We start from the raw sequence: 15,579 nt of genomic DNA, 5'->3' as shown, positions 1-15,579 counted from the left end.
AATCAGCTTGAAGAAGAAATGGCTCGCTATACTCGCCTTGGTATTATTTCCACTCGCTGCAATCGGCATTTTTTTTACCAATAAAATGATGTATATACGAAAATTAACGGATGAAGAGCTCATCAAACGAGAATCAGATGAAGGGCACTATCATCACGAGGAGTTTCAACAGCTGCAAAAAGAGAAAGTTTGTATTCCTTCAGCATTTGGTTACGATCTTCATGGCTATTTTGTACCGCTCCCTCATACAACACGCACCATCGTTCTTTGTCACGGGGTTACCGTCAGTTTGATCAATTCCGTGAAGTATATGAAATTATTCCAAAAGCTTGGATGGAATGTGCTGCTTTATGATCATAGAAGACATGGGATGAGCGGCGGAAAAACAACGAGCTATGGATATTATGAAAAAGAGGATTTGGCTCAAGTCGTCAAGTGGCTGAGAAAAAAGCTTGGGGAAAAAGCAATCATTGGGATACACGGAGAATCGATGGGCGCAGTCACAACTTTATTATATGCTGCTAAACCGGATGCAAACGCCAATTTTTACATCGCTGATTGTCCTTTTGCTTCTTTTGAGGATCAGCTTCTGTATCGATTAAAAACGGATTTTCGTCTTTCAGGACAGTGGATTCTTCCACTAAGTGATCAAGTGTTGAAATGGCGGGACGGATACAGCATTCGACAAGTTTCTCCACTTGATGTAATCGATCAGGTGAAAGAACCTATCCTTTTTATTCATAGTCTCCATGATGACTATATCCCTTGTGAGCAAAGCGAGCAGTTATACGCACGCAAAAAAGGTGATAAACGGCTATTTATTGCGCCACATGGTGCGCATGCGATGTCTTATAGTGACAATAAGGAAGTCTATGAACAAGAGGTCGAAGCATTTCTGGAAGCATTTCAATTCAATCAAAATGAAAGAGGAGAATGAACAGCCGTTCGTCTCCTCTTTTTGCTAACTTATACGATAGTCACCACTGTTGTATGGTGTCTGCCCGCCAGCTCCATATGGCTCTCTTCCGATTGCTGCTGACTCATGACCGATAACCCTGCAGTTGCTGCCAATAAAAGAACTATCAAACTCATTTTCATATAAATGACCTCCATTTTGAATTTTTGATATGGCTTGAATTTTCCTTTCGTAATACCGGGTAGAAACTTCAAATAATCCAAGCTCATTATAATAATGAGCCGCATCAAGTGCCAGTTCCTCAATATCTGGGTATAAGCGCTTGTCCTCCAACAAATCTAATGTATCGTCTATGATTTTTATTTCTGCATCAACGTATAATGCTTTTAAAAACTGAAACTTGCAGATGTAAATTTCATCTTCTAATTCACAGGCTTTCATAATACCTTGTTGATAGAGGGTTAACGACTCTTCTATTTGTTTTTGTTTAAACAGGATTTGGGTCAGCATAAATAGTGGGTCTAGAGAGCGATTCAGATGGGTTAAATTCTCCTTTTCAAACACTTCAAGAGAGTCTTTGAGATAGCGACTTGCTGTAGCAAGATCGTTCATTTGGTAATAGCAGTTACCTAAGTTGAAAAGGGCCGAACCTATGACTCGGGGGTTTCCAATTGAGCGTGCTCGCTTTAGAGCATTTTTAAAGTAGGGCAATGCATGTTCATAGCATTTCAAATCATCATAGTTTGCACCGATGACAAATTCACAGTGGATGATTCTCAGCGTGTACGTTCTGTAGGCAGAGTACGTATCTAACGCTTGCAAAGCATAGTGCATCGAAAAGTGGGTTTGTTTCATGTGGTAGTATATTTCTGCTAATTTAAAATAAAATTCTGCTCTTTCTATATCATCTGATATGAGATTGAGCTTTTTTTCTGCGGAACGGTAATAAGCAATGGCGCTCAAATAGTTTCTCTGTTCAAATTCAAACATTCCTGTAAAAAAATGAACATAGTATTCAAGCATATCTGTTAATTTGGTCTGCGAATGTTCAATCGTTTCTAGAAGCTTCTTAATCTCCTCATCATTCGAGGCTTTTTTTGCCGGTTCAAAATATTCAAGCATGACCTTATGTCGAAAATCCATCAGCTGGTAAAAAAGCAGCAAGTTCTGATCTTGCTCCATCTCAAGGATTTCCTGCTCGATCTCGGCCTTTAGCTTCTCTGCTTTCATGACATGAAATCCGCAAATCTGCCTATACCATTCGTTTATTTTGATTCCAACCTGAGGCGATGACAGCTTGAGCTTCAATTCACCTTAGCACCTCCCTCCTCATGTACGATACATGTTGTATTCTATCATATTTCCTCGAATGGAAGAAATATGAAATGTCGTTTTTCGTAAAGTTTTCGGTATCCCGCAATAACCGCTTCCATTGCCGATTTTTCGGCATTTACAGCCTCTCCTTTTCTCTTTCTATTTTTCTCATTTTGTCGAAATGTTTGTTAAAAATGACTTTTTATCGTTGAAAAATCTCATTTTTCAAATTAGACAGTTCTCCTGTTTGATGAGATGATGATAGCACAAAAAAAGCCCTCTTCAGCAAAGGGCTTATAACACATCTGTTACGTGTTCCATATTCTCTTTTATCCAACTGACTGCTAATTCAAGCGTTGGAAATTCTTCCGTTTCAAATGTGACTTCATCTTGGAGAAGCCAGACGTCCTTTTTTACTGAATCCATTCCACCGATTGACCAGTGCAAAAGGCTATATGGATGATTATTATTTAAAAACGACACCCACGTTTTATTTTGTGCCGTATTTTGTATCACTTTCAGCTTTTGATCCACTACGTTTCCACCTTACTTTACAAGTATACCCATTCTCGGGCTGAGTATTTGTTGAGGACTTTTCAACATAAGTGTATTGGCTTTTTCATTAAAATCAATCGTCATTTCCTCGTCAAAAAACACCTTTTGTGCTGTGTGTATATATAGTTTTAAATGTTGGCTATTTTTAAGTGGTTCCCATTCACCTGTTCTTTCACTTGTTAACCAAAGCATCGGTACGCCACTCACTGCACAGCCACAACCTTCTGAATCGTAGCGAAGCAGTAATTCCTTCGTTTCGTTTCCTGTTTGCTGTTTCTCTATATACGTTTTAGCCAGTTCTGTGATGTGAATATACATGGCGAACATCCTTTTTAAATTGATTCTTACATTGTAACACATAAAACACCATAAAACATGACACACGACTAAATCCGAAAGTCATACTCTTTGAAATACACGCTCTTCTCACTAGGATTATATCTATCTATTGGCTCTTTCTGCATCCTGTTTTTTAGAATTATACTGATGACGCTATCAATTTTAAAAAGAAGAAACAGGAGGTTTTAGATCGTGAAAAAAAGATTATCTCTCTGCTTTATCGGGGCGCTGATATTGATGTTGAGTTTCACTATGCCAAACATGAAAGCGGCATCTATCCTTGATGAAGTACGAGAAAGCTATGCGACTTATACGGGATCTGGTTACTCAGGGGGCGCCGCTTTATTAGATCCTATTCCCTCTGACATGAAAATTACAGCTTTAAATCCCCATGACTATAACTATAAAGGGGTAAATGCGGCACTTGCAGGGGCTTACCTTGAAGTAACGGGGCCAAAAGGAAAAACCGTTGTGTATGTAACCGATAAATATCCAGAAGGAGCAAAAGGAGCTCTTGATCTTTCTCCTAATGCCTTTACCAAAATTGGCAATATGGAAGATGGGAAAATCCCGATTAGTTGGAAAATTATAAAAGCACCGATTAGCGGAAATGTAGCTTACAGAATAAAAGAAGGTAGCAGTGAGTGGTGGGCTGCGATTCAAGTACGCAATCATAAATATCCGATTATGAAAATGGAATATTACAAAGATGGAAAATGGGTGAACATGGAAAAGACAGACTACAACCATTTCCTTGGCTTTCATATGGGGTCTACATCTCTTCCTGTTCGAATCACAGATATCCGCGGGGTCATAGTAAAGGATCAATTACCCGCTCTTCCGTCTACTGCTGCTTCACAGGCCTATATTGTAAAAGGCAATGTTCAGCTTCCTAATTAACGAGGAGAAGAGGCAGCTTATTTAAGAGCTTCCTCTCTTCCTTCTCTATCCCAGCGATATGCCTCATTTTCTATTTCTTTTATGATTTCATTCTTTCCTGCCATATAGCTTTGTATATCTTCCGGATACTGATTTGCTAATTGTTCCTTGACAGACGCATACGCTACAGCTCGTTCTGGGTGGACTCTTAAGTAATCTCGAAACAATAAATGTCTTTTCACATCAGGATGATTTCTTTCATAAACATGGACATGATGCGTACGATTCAAGCCACCCTTTTGAAAAAAACGTCTCCCTTTTATACCATTTTCACCGAGCGCTTCGTATCCAAGGTGTTCAAATCTCTCTTTTTCTCTATCAATCTCTTCTATATCGCTTACTTCTATTAATATATCTATAATTGGTTTGGCAACAAGTCCTGTAACTGACGTGCTGCCAATATGGTATCCTTCTATCCAGCTCTTTTGAATGATTTGCTTGAGTCGCTGCTTTTCTTGACGGAATTCTTCATGCCATTCTTTTTTGAATTCGACAACCTCAACCTTGCGTCGCGGTGTCCATTTCATTTTTGATAGGGTGAGCTCTTTTGCCACATGAATCACATTTGTTTCAAAAAACCCCAATTTTTCATATAGCCTTTTTGCAGGGGTGTTTTCTTGCCCTGTGGTCAGTTCTATCGGGACATTCTTCTCTATGATTGTGGACATAAGTCTTGTTCCAATACCCTGCTTTAGCGCTTTTGGATGCACAGCCAATCGACTAATGATCAAACAATCTTCCAGCTCTTCATAAGAGGCTACACCTAATAAGATATCATCTTGCTGAAAACCAATAAATTGCTCTTTTGCTCTCATGACATCTTGAACGGTCTCTTTTAATGGCGGAAGATCAGCATAGCCAATTTGTTCAGCTTCTTGTTGGTATGCAGCTAGTTGAATATGTAAGATCTGCTTTGCTACATCACTTATTGTGTGATCTAAATGAACAATCATTTCATCGCCTCCAGCTTCTTCACAAATAACACACGGTCTTCATGAATGCCATCGTAATCTGAAAAGACTGAGATGCCATCTACTGTTTTATCTCCCTTTTCTATCTGAAACCCGAGTTTTGTATGATAAGCAATGGAGACTTTATTGATAGGAGCTGTGACAGCTTTAATTGTTGTTCTTCCTTCCTTTTCAGCCGCTTCATAAAAAGCTTGATAGAGAATTTTACCTATCTTTAATTTACGGTGATCTGGGTGGACGCCAACAAAGTGAATATAGGCTTCATCCGAATGAGATTGTGATAAAAAACCAACCAAAAAGCCGATCAGCTCTCCCTTTTCAACGATAACAAAACTTGTTTGCTGGAAATGTTCAAAAAAGAGCTTTGGCAATTTTGCACGCAAATCTCTGCCTCCCCACCAGCTTTGAATGACGGATGTGACTGCGTAAAAATCTGACGGTTTCACTTGACGTATCATGATGGCCTCGCCCCTTTTTCATTTTGGCTTTCCTTGCTTGAATTAATTTTTTCTCAAAAATACGATTGTTTCAATAGTCTACCTGTCTGATCAAATGATTGTAAAGACAGTATGCCAGTCTTTTTTCATGTTCACTTGTTGGTTCTTCGTCTTTCAGCCGCCATCTCCTTTTAAATCTTCACACTTATTTCAAAAAGTTCACTTTTTGTGCGAAAGTTTCATTCATTTGTTATGTTAAGATGGTTCATATAGGAAATGGTACAAATGTTTATTGGAGATGATGAGATTGGTTTGGGTTGTTATTTCGCTTGTTGTGTTTAGTCTTTTAAAGCTGCTTGTCACCTCTTTGCCTTCTGGTGTTGTTGAGCGCCTTTTTAGCCGCTACGCCGTACATGCTAAAGTAACAAGTGAGCAAACAAATATTACTTTTCAAGGTCGTTCGCTTGATGAGCAGCGAGCATCTGAAATCATTCAACATTTTAATGATGCGATCTTTATTGAACGCTATTATATTTACCCTGGTGATGAAGAACGCTTTCTTCATCCGAATGAAGGGCCAGCGCCGCTTACTATGCAAACAAAGCATGGGAAACATGATGTCACCCTTTATCTGTTCCATTATGATGACCATGTGGATGTGGTTCGGCAGTTTACACATAAGCCAAAGAAAAAGCTGATGGCTTATCGTCTGCGTTCTGAACCGCTCCAAACATTCCACAACATGGCACATGCCTAACAATCAGCAGACGAGACGAAGTGTTCACCACTTCGTCTTTTTTGTATGGACAGCTTTTGAATGATTTACCAGTATGAATTTCACCTCATGTTGTTTACAATAGATACAGAACATACGTTCCTAGAGGTGAAGTACAATGAATGAACGAGCCATTCTGCTTGTGGATATGCAGTCATTTTATGCATCAGTTGAGAAGGTGGAAGCGCCTCATTTGGAGAATGTACCGCTCATTGTCTCTGGAGATCCAGAACGAAGAAGCGGAGTCGTCCTGGCAGCCTGCCCTCTCGCGAAGAAACGTGGCGTACAAAATGCATCAAGGTTATGGGAAGCACAGGAGAAATGTCCTGAAGCAGTGGTCGTACGTCCACGTATGCAGCGCTATCTCGATGTTTCGGTCATGATTACAGAACTGCTTGAACAATACACAGACCTTGTCGAGCCATATTCCATTGATGAACAGTTTCTTGATATTACAGGCAGTCTTACACTATTCGGCTCTCCACATGAGATCGCTCAACATATACAAACAACGATTATGAACCAGACTGGCATTTACGCACGTGTGGGCATCGGCCCTAATAAAGTGCTCGCTAAAATGGCCTGTGACCATTTTGCCAAAAAAAACACATCCGGCATCTATGAACTGAGTGCCGACCGGGTTGCTGCTGATTTATGGCCGCTTCCAATTGGAAAATTATTTGGCGTCGGCAAACGAATGGAGCATCATTTGAAACGAATGGGCATCAGTACCATTGGCACACTTGCTACTTATCCGTTAGACCGATTAAAAAAACGCTGGGGAATCAATGGGGAGCTTCTGCAGCGAACAGCTTTAGGACACGATCCCTCCCCAGTCACTATTCACACACATGATCAACAAAAAGCCGTTGGGCATCATATGACCCTTCCCCGTGATTACGCATCTTTTGAGGAGATCAAAGTCGCTCTTCTTGAATTGAGTGAGGAAGTCGCTCGGCGGGCACGTTTTAAGCATTATCTCGGTCAAACAGTGTCTGTTGGTGTAAGAGGGGCTGATTTTTCACATCCAACAGGCTTTCATCGACAAATGAAGCTTCATTCACCGACACAGTATGGCTCAGATATTGCAGAGGCAGCGATTCAGCTATGCCAGCAGCACTGGGATGGTCAGCCCATTCGCAGTGTAGGCATTACCCTCTCACAGCTGCAGCCTGACAGCCACTATCAGCTGACTTTATTTGATCATCATTTGAAGAAAGATCAACTCAGCAAAGTATTTGATGAAATCCATCTGAAATATGGACCTGCGGCATTATTGCATGCTTCGTCACTGACAAGCGCAGGGCAGGCATATCACCGCGCCGAAAAAATTGGCGGGCATTACAAATAACGGAGGCGAACAAGCATGAATCCCAATAAATTAACACCTGGATACAACATCATGTGGGAATCAAGCCGAATGATGCTACCAGAGCACCGGGAGCAGCTTCTTGCTCAAAAACGAAAGAAAAAAGAATATACACCTCTACCGCTCAGCTCCGATCAGCTAGAGGAAATGAATGTTTTGATCACACAGTCGATTACCGAGGATCAAGCGATTTGCGTGACATATGTCTCATCCGGCATGAAAGCACAATTTTGGGGCTGGGTGAAAGCCATTCATTATGAAACACGCCAAATGAAAATCGTGAATGACGAAGATGTTCTAAACCTTTCCTTACATCAAATTATTGCCATCGATCTCAATTGATTTTCGCAAAACGAAAACATGATCATTGAAAAACACGCTTCGTTTTTCTGAAAAAATTATGATCCATCAAGGCTTAAAACCTTGAAAACGAGGCATATGCTCTTCGAATGAACGGAACGGTTCAAGCTTCTCTGTCATTTGACGGATGACTCCTCCATCAAATTGTGTATTTAATTTGCACAATTTTTCATGTATGATTGGAACATCTTACAAACTCAGGGGAGACACAGCATGAAAAATAACTTACGCACTTTACATCCACTTAGTTGGACGATCATCATCGGCACGATATTTGGTCGAATGGCGACATCCATGAGCATTCCCTTTTTAGCCGTTTATTTGACACAAGTCAAAGGCGCCTCAGCCTCTTCAGCTGGATTGATCATTGCCGTCAGCTCTCTTATTGGGATTGTTGCGAGTTTTTACGGCGGCTATGTTTCCGACCGAATCGGCAGAAAAAAGGTCATGCTTTTATCCATCTTTGGCTGGACACTTGTCTTTGTTGGCTTCGCGTTTGCAGATGCCATTTGGGTCTTCTTTTTTATGAATGCTTTAAATGGACTGTGCCGGGCGCTGTTTGAACCAACGTCTAAAGCACTCTTATCCGATGTCACCCCATCGAGCATTCGGTTGTTTGTCTTTAACTTACGGTATACGGCTATTAACATTGGTGTCATTTTCGGCCCGCTGCTTGGCTTATATCTCGGGTCATCAAAAACGACTTTTCCATTTCTCGTCGCTGCCCTCATTTACTTGTTGTACGGGTTAACGCTGGCATGGCAATTTCAAAAGCATCCAGTGGCTGCTCCAGAAAGCACCAAACAAATCGGCGTCAAAAAAGCTCTTTCCATTATTCAGAAAGATACGGTCTTTAGCATCATCCTCATTGGCGTTACTTTATGTTCATTTGGCTATTCACACCTAAGCTCAACACTGCCTCAATATTTATCGGCATCCCCTATGATTGAGGATGGCCCTAAACTGTTTGGGTATCTTTTATCCTTAAACGCAGTGGTTGTCATTGTCGTTCAGTACCCGCTAATTATGATCGCTAAGCGCTATTCAACGATTTTGTCGTTAACGACTGGGAACGTGCTTCTAGCAGGCAGTTTGTTTGCCATTGCTTTTTCACAAAGTCTCGGTACGCTTGCTTTCATCATTGTCGTGTTTACGATTGGTGAAGTGCTACTCTTTGCGATGATGGATCTGTTTGTAGACAATATTGCAAAACCTGAAGTGAAAGGGTCATACTTCGGCGCAATGGGGTTTTCTCAGCTCGGCAGCGTCGTCGGACCGTTTGTCGGAGGATTGTGTATTGACTTATTTGGCGCAGCCCATCCCCTTTCTATTTTTTCAGTCTTGGCGATTGTCACCGCTGCAGGCGTTCCGTTTTTACTTATCGGATACTACCGCCTAAAAAAACGAACGGCTGCTGCCGTGGCTGTGAAAGTAAGTGGAGGTCATTAAAAAAACCGCTCTCAATTTGAGCGGTTTCAGCGTGTAGACAAACCCTCGCATTCTTTGTCAGTCCTGCGCGCTGGTACTCACGAATGTCAAATTCGCTCCGTAAAAGTAGCTGTCCTTCCTAGACTTCAAAGGTTTTCTATCACGCTGAAAAGAAGACAAAGGGCTAAAATAAAGTTCATTTTAGCCCTTTGTCAACAATCTAAAACCGCTCTCAATTGAGCGGTTTTCTTTATACCCTGCGGATGGCGATCTCTTCCACCTTATGCTGATCGCCTTTTTTTAAAATCAAATCGGCTCTATATTTTGTCGGCAAAATATTTTCATATAAATTTGGCCGGTTCACTGTATTCCAAATCGTGCTTGCCATCTGATCTGCTTCTTCATCCGTCAAATCTTTGTATTGATGAAAGAAAGATTCAGGGTCTTGGAAGGCTGTTTCCCGCAGCAAACGGAACCGTTCTTTATACCAGCATTGAATTTGCGTCTCAGCGGCATCTACATAAATCGAAAAATCGAAGTAATCTGATACAAACACGCGCGGCTCATCCTTCAGATCATCCAGTGCCGGTGATTGCAACACGTTGATCCCTTCAATGATCACAATATCTGCATCTTCTACTGTTTCATACACCCCTTCAAGACGGTCATAGGTCAGATGTGAATATACAGGTGCATGCACAGTTTGTTTCCCTGATTTTAATTCATTTAAAAACGAAAGTAGCGCTTTAACATCATAGCTTTCCGGGAAGCCTTTCTTTTCCATCAGCCCCCGATCTTTTAACTCTTTTTGAGGATATAAAAAGCCATCTGTTGTTACGAGACTCACCTTCAGCCCATCTCCAAGCCTTGATAAAAGTGTTTCAATAATACGTGCTGTCGTGCTTTTTCCGACGGCCACACTTCCTGCAATTCCAATTAAAAAAGGGATTTTCGCATGATGCGGGTAGTTTAAAAAAGCATTGACATGCTGATTTTTTTGTTTTTCTGCAAAGACATGTAATGTCAGAAACCGAATAAGCGGTATGTAAATATCTCGCACTTCTTCTAGCGATAAGTAGTCGTTTAATCCTTGAAGTGCTCTCACTTCTTCTTCTGAAACAGATACCGGCATATATTCTCCAAGAGCGGCCCATGCCTCTCTCGTATGGCGTGTATATAGTGTATTAAAATCTAGTCGTTCGTCACCCAAAGTCTTTCCCACCAATCTAAACTAAACTCATAACCAAAAAGACGATAATCCGATTGTAGCTTAAAATGAAGGCGCTGTCTTTATTTTTCAACGAAAGTTTGCTTCTTTTGCGAAAAAAAAGCATTAAATAAAGGAAAATGAGGGTAAATAAGAGTATTCAGTTTGATAGATAGAAGGGAGCACACCAAATGAAATATGTGATGATTGGCGGAGATGCAGCAGGAATGAGCTGCGCTATGCAAATATACAGAGAGGATCCAGACGCACAAATTGTAGCTTTTGAAAAAGGAGAGATTTTCTCATATGGACAGTGCGGACTCCCCTACTTGATCGGCGGTCTCATTGATCATCACAGAAAACTCATCGCACGTAGCGCTGACACTTTTCGTGACAAATACGGAATTGATGCCAGATGCTTACACGAAGTGACCTCAATTGACCCGGAGCAAAAAACAGTATCGGGTATTCATTCTAAAACAAAAGAGCCCTTTACAGAAACGTATGACCGTCTGTTAATTGCGACAGGAGCAAGCCCCGTCACACTTGATCTAGACAGTCATTCATTAGAAGGTGTCCACGTATTAAAAACAATCCCGCATGCGCTGTCTATTTTAGACAATCTAAAAAAAGACGTCACACATATCACGATCATCGGCGGAGGATATATCGGCTTAGAAATGGCAGAAAATTTAAAAGGGCTAGGCAAAGACGTTCATATCATTCAGCGGGGTGCAACACTTGGCCCAGGCTTTGATCCCGATATGGCAAAATATCTGAAAGAAGAAGCGGACAATCAAAGCATTCAAGTAGTACTTGGTGAAACAGTGCAAAAGTTAAAGGGCAAAACACATGTAACAGCTGTGCAAACAGACAAACAGACCATTGAAACAGATATGGTCATCATTGCCGTTGGCGTCACTCCGCAAACATCCTTTTTAGACAGCACAGGAATTCAGCGACTTCAAAATGGTGCAGTTGTTGTGAATGAATACATGCAGACGAATGTACAAGATATCTATGCGGCTGGTGACTGCGCAGCGACCTACCACCGTATCAAAAAGGAACTGGACTATATTCCGCTCGGCACGACAGCAAATAAACAAGGAAGAATCGCAGGCTTTCATATGACAGGAACAAACCGCACGTTTCAAGGCGTAACCGGCACAGCAGTGATGAAATTTATGGACGTGACAGCGGGACGAACGGGTTTATCAGAGAAAGAAGCAAAAGACGCAGGTCTTCCTTTCTCCACCATCACTATCGACAGCACTGACCACGCTGGATATTACCCAGATGCAGAGAAAATGAAAGTGAAACTGATTTACAGAAGCGATGATCACACCTTGCTTGGCGCACAAATCATCGGTAAAGAAGGTGTTGATAAACGAATTGATGTCATGGCAACTGCTCTTTATCAAGGGCTGACTGTGACAGACCTTGAAGATTTAGATATTAGCTATGCCCCTCCTTTTAACAGTGTATGGGACCCACTTCAGCAAGCATCAAGACGAATATAGAAAAAGGAGTGAAGCCATTGACCATTCAACAAATTGCTACTATTGAAATTCCTGTGACTGATATCCCCCGGGCTGTCTCTTGGTATGAACAGATTTTAGAGATGATCGTTCTACATCAATCAGAAGAAGCAGCCATGCTCACTTTTACTCATGGCGAGGGACCTTCTTTTTATCTCGTCAAAACAAAACACGAGAAACGAATCTACTTTATGAACTCTTTTACAGGAGTTCGGCATAGTATGATTGATCTATTTGTGAAGGATTTAAAAAACTTTCACCAGTATTTAAGCGAGCCCCATCAAACAAAAAAAGAAACCAGCCTGTGACCGGTTTCTTTTTTTGTTATTTTTTCATCATCGCTTTACGTGCTGCTTTTTCAAATAAAAACGGGAATAATTGATACAACTTACTGCCAGCATTCATCCATCCTGGTAAATTAATCTCTCTTTTTTTCGTCATCATGGCGGATACGACCTTCCCTGCTACCTTGTCAGCACTGAGCATCATAAAATCAACATTTTTCACATATTCACCACTGCGGTCTGCAATGGTAAAGAAGTCTGTGGCAATCGGTCCTGGATTGACGGTTGTGACATGAATTCCGCTGTCTGCCAGCTCCATTCTGAGGCTGTTTGAAAATCCGAGAACCGCATGCTTTGATGCGGAATAGATGGCGGATTTAGGGGTGGCAATTTTGCCTGCCTGTGACGCAATATTGATAATATGTCCCTTCCCTCTTTGTTTCATCTCAGGAAGGACCTTTTTTGTGCAGGCAATTAAACCAAAGACATTGACCTCAAACATCGACACCATTTCTTCAATGGATGCGTCTTCGACGAGATCGAACACACCAAAGCCGGCATTGTTCACCAAAATATCAACAGCACCCACTTGTTGATAGGCTTGATCAATGTCCTCAAGCTGACTGACATCAAGCTGAACGATGTGACATACGCCGCCAGCACTTATAATCTTTTCTTTTACACCTGCGAGCTTTTCAATTCGTCTTGCCGACACAATGATTTCTGCTCCTTCGGCTGCTGCCAAGTACGCCATCTTTTCACCAATACCGCCTGAAGCACCTGTAATCCATATTCTCTTTCCTGTTAGTCGCCCCATTTATTTCACTCCTTCAGTTGCTCGATAGTAGAGGGTTCCGTCTTTTTGCACTTCTTCAATTTGTCCAGCCGCTAAAAGCACATCAAGTTGTCCGACTGTCTCAGACATTGTCAAAAATAATGCTTCTTCATACAGGCCCGGAAATAGGGTGCGACAAAGATGAAAGGCGGTCATTTCCTTTCGTTGAAGCAGCTGATACATCGTATTTGCCCGTTTTTCCTGTTTTTTAAATCTTTCTTCGATCAATTCGTGATGAGAGGTAATGAGCTGGCCATGCCCTGGATAAATCGCCTGAATGGGCAAATGCAATAAACGCTCGAGTGATGCTTTATATTGAAGCAGCGATTTTTGACGTTCTGTTCCTTTCATTGGCGCTTCCATTAACGGATTGGAAGAAATGGTCGTAAGCAGCAGATCACCTCCGATGAAATTCCCTGTTGTTTCATCTAAAAAAGAAAGATGAGATTGTGCATGTCCCGGGGTCTCCAGCACTTGGAAGTGCTCATGTCCCTTCAAACGATCGCCTTCTTTTATGACGTCATCGACATGTGCCGTACATGAATATGTATAGGACTGCCTCACCATTCTTTCACACTCACCTTGACGAAGTGGGACACCTAACTGCTGAAAAAAATCATTCATAAAATGGATTTGACGCTGTTTAAACGCTGCATCCTGACTAATATAGGGCTCATTCAACTCGTGTCCGATGACACGGACATGGGGTTTCATCAGATCTAAAAGACCGACATGATCTGCATGATGATGTGTCAAAACCACTTGATCAATATCATCTATTGATAAATGATGTTCCTTTAATTGCGTGACAAAGGCATGCTGCGCCTCTTGTGTCATCGGTCCGGAATCAACTAAGGTCACGGCATCGCCTTTTAATACATATGCATGGACATCCCCCACCGCAAACGGTGTAGGGATGGATAATTGAATCATTTCTTCTTTCACTTTTATACGTCATCTCCTGATTTTTAACTCATAGATCATCTGAACTTCCTCTTCTTTATTCATTGTATCTTGCAAAGGGCAGACTGTCATGCGGTTTAGATGGTCATTTTTTTATCTTTCCCTATTGACACAAACTTGTCCATCGTTGCATAATGAACAACAAATATAAGATGCGCGATGACAAGGATTAGTAAGCAAAATAACGATGCAAGAGAGTGAGGTCCGCCGGCTGTAAGACTTCACCATCCTCTTATTTGCTGAACCTGCCCTTTGAGCTGTTAGGCAAACCTAAACGTTTCCCGCGTTAAGGGACTAGAGCTGAGTATGTATGATTGCATGCTAATTGAGGGTGGTACCGCGAAAAACCTTTCGTCCTTTGCAGACGAGAGGTTTTTTTATTTTCTACAAGGAGGAGCAGCTTATGAGTAAAATTGGATTTATTGGTGCAGGCTCAATGGCCGAGTCTATGATTAAAGGTCTTTTAAAGAGCGGCATTATGTCAAATGAAGATATCATTGTCACAAATAAAACAAATGAAAAACGATTAGAAGAATTACATGCACGTTATGGAGTCAAAACAGATTTCGCGCGTTCCTTTATTTATGAAGAAGCCGATATGCTGGTGTTTGCTTTAAAACCAAAAGATGCGGAAAGTGGCATTTCTGAAGTAAGGCCCCATTTAAATGGACAGCTGATTATTTCTATTTTAGCCGGCATTTCTATTGAAACCATTCAGCATTATGCTGGCGCAAAAACGGCGGTGGTTCGTGCGATGCCAAATACATCAGCAGCCATACAACAATCCGCTACTGGCATTGCTGTCAGTGATGAAGTCACAGAGGCGCAAAAGGAAAAAGCAGTTCAGCTGTTTGAAACGATCGGTCATGTGACGGTTTTAGATGAATCACAGCTGAATGCGGTCACAGCCATTGCAGGCAGCGGTCCTGCCTTTATTTATCATTTGATTGAAGGAATGGAGCGAGGTGCATCGGAACTTGGGATGGACCAAGAGACAGCGAAATTGCTCATTTGTCAAATGATTGCAGGCGCTGCAAATATGCTTCAGGATAGCGGTAAGGAACCTGCTGAATTGCGCAAAGAAATTACGAGCGAAGGTGGAACGACAGAAGCAGGACTGAATACCCTTGCTTCCTATCAATTTGAAGAAGCGATTGTCGATTGTGTGAAAACAGCGACAAAACGCGCAGCAGAATTAAACGACATGTTTTCAGCGAGTACGTATAAATAATATAGAAAAGCACCTGCCTTGGGACTGACCCCCGTTTTTGAGACAGGAATCAAAACACCTTTATACAGCCAATTGCCGATAGTTTATCGGTGATTGGTTGTTTAGTTTCGTTTGAATA

17 protein-coding genes and 1 other annotated feature are annotated in these 15,579 nt (G+C 41.5%); of the genes, 9 read left to right on the top strand and 8 right to left on the bottom strand.

Annotation, left to right across the window (positions count from 1 at the left end; all coding sequences use genetic code 11):
• Nucleotides 1-7 precede the first annotated feature (7 nt).
• Nucleotides 8-937, top strand: a complete 930-nt coding sequence (locus ACTJKA_RS19115; RefSeq protein WP_079919587.1) for an alpha/beta hydrolase — start codon at nucleotides 8-10, stop codon at nucleotides 935-937.
• A 24-nt stretch (nucleotides 938-961) separates the two neighbouring features.
• Here ACTJKA_RS19115 and ACTJKA_RS19110 read toward each other — a convergent pair whose 3' ends face one another.
• From ACTJKA_RS19110 to ACTJKA_RS19100, 3 genes are all read right to left on the bottom strand, one after another.
• The gene (locus ACTJKA_RS19110) at nucleotides 962-2,224 is read right to left on the bottom strand and encodes a tetratricopeptide repeat protein (protein WP_024718943.1); all 1,263 of its coding nucleotides are present in this window, start codon (nucleotides 2,222-2,224) and stop codon (nucleotides 962-964) included.
• Nucleotides 2,225-2,524: 300 nt separating this feature from the next.
• Nucleotides 2,525-2,764: a YqkC family protein gene (locus tag ACTJKA_RS19105; protein ID WP_008343836.1), complete on the bottom strand. Its 240-nt coding sequence runs from the start codon at nucleotides 2,762-2,764 to the stop codon at nucleotides 2,525-2,527.
• A gap of 12 nt (nucleotides 2,765-2,776) precedes the next feature.
• Nucleotides 2,777-3,103 (bottom strand): iron-sulfur cluster biosynthesis family protein, encoded by a 327-nt coding sequence (locus tag ACTJKA_RS19100; RefSeq protein WP_024718944.1) that lies wholly within the window; start codon nucleotides 3,101-3,103, stop codon nucleotides 2,777-2,779.
• A 213-nt stretch (nucleotides 3,104-3,316) separates the two neighbouring features.
• On the opposite strand from ACTJKA_RS19100, the gene ACTJKA_RS19095 reads away from it, so the two are divergent.
• On the top strand, nucleotides 3,317-4,024 hold the full coding sequence (locus ACTJKA_RS19095) for an expansin EXLX1 family cellulose-binding protein (protein ID WP_345910951.1): 708 nt from the start codon (nucleotides 3,317-3,319) through the stop codon (nucleotides 4,022-4,024).
• 17 nt (nucleotides 4,025-4,041) lie between these two features.
• Here ACTJKA_RS19095 and ACTJKA_RS19090 read toward each other — a convergent pair whose 3' ends face one another.
• Both ACTJKA_RS19090 and ACTJKA_RS19085 read right to left on the bottom strand, forming a co-directional pair.
• Nucleotides 4,042-5,016: a GNAT family N-acetyltransferase gene (locus ACTJKA_RS19090; RefSeq protein WP_017357930.1), complete on the bottom strand. Its 975-nt coding sequence runs from the start codon at nucleotides 5,014-5,016 to the stop codon at nucleotides 4,042-4,044.
• The gene (locus ACTJKA_RS19085) at nucleotides 5,013-5,492 is read right to left on the bottom strand and encodes a GNAT family N-acetyltransferase (RefSeq protein ID WP_017357931.1); all 480 of its coding nucleotides are present in this window, start codon (nucleotides 5,490-5,492) and stop codon (nucleotides 5,013-5,015) included. Before ACTJKA_RS19085 ends, ACTJKA_RS19090 begins: the two co-directional genes overlap by 4 nt.
• A gap of 286 nt (nucleotides 5,493-5,778) precedes the next feature.
• On the opposite strand from ACTJKA_RS19085, the gene ACTJKA_RS19080 reads away from it, so the two are divergent.
• From ACTJKA_RS19080 to ACTJKA_RS19065, 4 genes are all read left to right on the top strand, one after another.
• A complete protein-coding gene (locus tag ACTJKA_RS19080) occupies nucleotides 5,779-6,228 on the top strand; it encodes a YfmQ family protein (RefSeq protein WP_024718948.1) in 450 nt (149 codons plus the stop codon).
• 136 nt (nucleotides 6,229-6,364) lie between these two features.
• Nucleotides 6,365-7,597 carry a DNA polymerase IV gene (locus tag ACTJKA_RS19075; protein WP_024718949.1) on the top strand — a complete coding sequence of 411 codons (1,233 nt, stop codon included), beginning with the start codon at nucleotides 6,365-6,367 and terminating at the stop codon, nucleotides 7,595-7,597.
• Between the two features lie 15 nt (nucleotides 7,598-7,612).
• Entirely contained in the window at nucleotides 7,613-7,957 is a 345-nt protein-coding gene (locus tag ACTJKA_RS19070) for a YolD-like family protein (RefSeq protein WP_017367544.1), read from the top strand.
• A gap of 231 nt (nucleotides 7,958-8,188) precedes the next feature.
• Nucleotides 8,189-9,424 (top strand): MDR family MFS transporter, encoded by a 1,236-nt coding sequence (locus ACTJKA_RS19065; protein ID WP_008343828.1) that lies wholly within the window; start codon nucleotides 8,189-8,191, stop codon nucleotides 9,422-9,424.
• Nucleotides 9,425-9,653: 229 nt separating this feature from the next.
• Here the strand turns inward: ACTJKA_RS19065 and coaA are convergent, their stop codons facing one another.
• Entirely contained in the window at nucleotides 9,654-10,613 is a 960-nt protein-coding gene (coaA, locus tag ACTJKA_RS19060) for a type I pantothenate kinase (RefSeq protein ID WP_008342294.1), read from the bottom strand.
• Nucleotides 10,614-10,801: 188 nt separating this feature from the next.
• On the opposite strand from coaA, the gene ACTJKA_RS19055 reads away from it, so the two are divergent.
• Both ACTJKA_RS19055 and ACTJKA_RS19050 read left to right on the top strand, forming a co-directional pair.
• Nucleotides 10,802-12,130: a CoA-disulfide reductase gene (locus tag ACTJKA_RS19055; protein WP_350385565.1), complete on the top strand. Its 1,329-nt coding sequence runs from the start codon at nucleotides 10,802-10,804 to the stop codon at nucleotides 12,128-12,130.
• A gap of 8 nt (nucleotides 12,131-12,138) precedes the next feature.
• Entirely contained in the window at nucleotides 12,139-12,456 is a 318-nt protein-coding gene (locus ACTJKA_RS19050; RefSeq protein ID WP_419465657.1) for a VOC family protein, read from the top strand.
• 16 nt (nucleotides 12,457-12,472) lie between these two features.
• Here ACTJKA_RS19050 and ACTJKA_RS19045 read toward each other — a convergent pair whose 3' ends face one another.
• Together ACTJKA_RS19045 and ACTJKA_RS19040 are read right to left on the bottom strand one after the other, a co-directional pair.
• A complete protein-coding gene (locus tag ACTJKA_RS19045) occupies nucleotides 12,473-13,249 on the bottom strand; it encodes an SDR family NAD(P)-dependent oxidoreductase (RefSeq protein WP_025207582.1) in 777 nt (258 codons plus the stop codon).
• A complete protein-coding gene (locus tag ACTJKA_RS19040; protein ID WP_035390752.1) occupies nucleotides 13,250-14,212 on the bottom strand; it encodes an MBL fold metallo-hydrolase in 963 nt (320 codons plus the stop codon).
• A gap of 168 nt (nucleotides 14,213-14,380) precedes the next feature.
• Nucleotides 14,381-14,592: a binding site (T-box leader), on the top strand.
• 41 nt (nucleotides 14,593-14,633) lie between these two features.
• Here ACTJKA_RS19040 and proC point away from each other — a divergent pair.
• Entirely contained in the window at nucleotides 14,634-15,461 is an 828-nt protein-coding gene (gene proC / locus ACTJKA_RS19035) for a pyrroline-5-carboxylate reductase (protein ID WP_008342285.1), read from the top strand.
• The last annotated feature ends 118 nt before the right edge of the window (nucleotides 15,462-15,579 follow it).

It is taken from the genome of Bacillus sp. 22190 (genome assembly GCF_052045575.1).
GTDB lineage: Bacteria > Bacillota > Bacilli > Bacillales > Bacillaceae > Bacillus > Bacillus altitudinis.
Note: the sequence above shows the minus strand (reverse complement) of the source record. Positions and strands in the feature narration are given on the sequence as shown.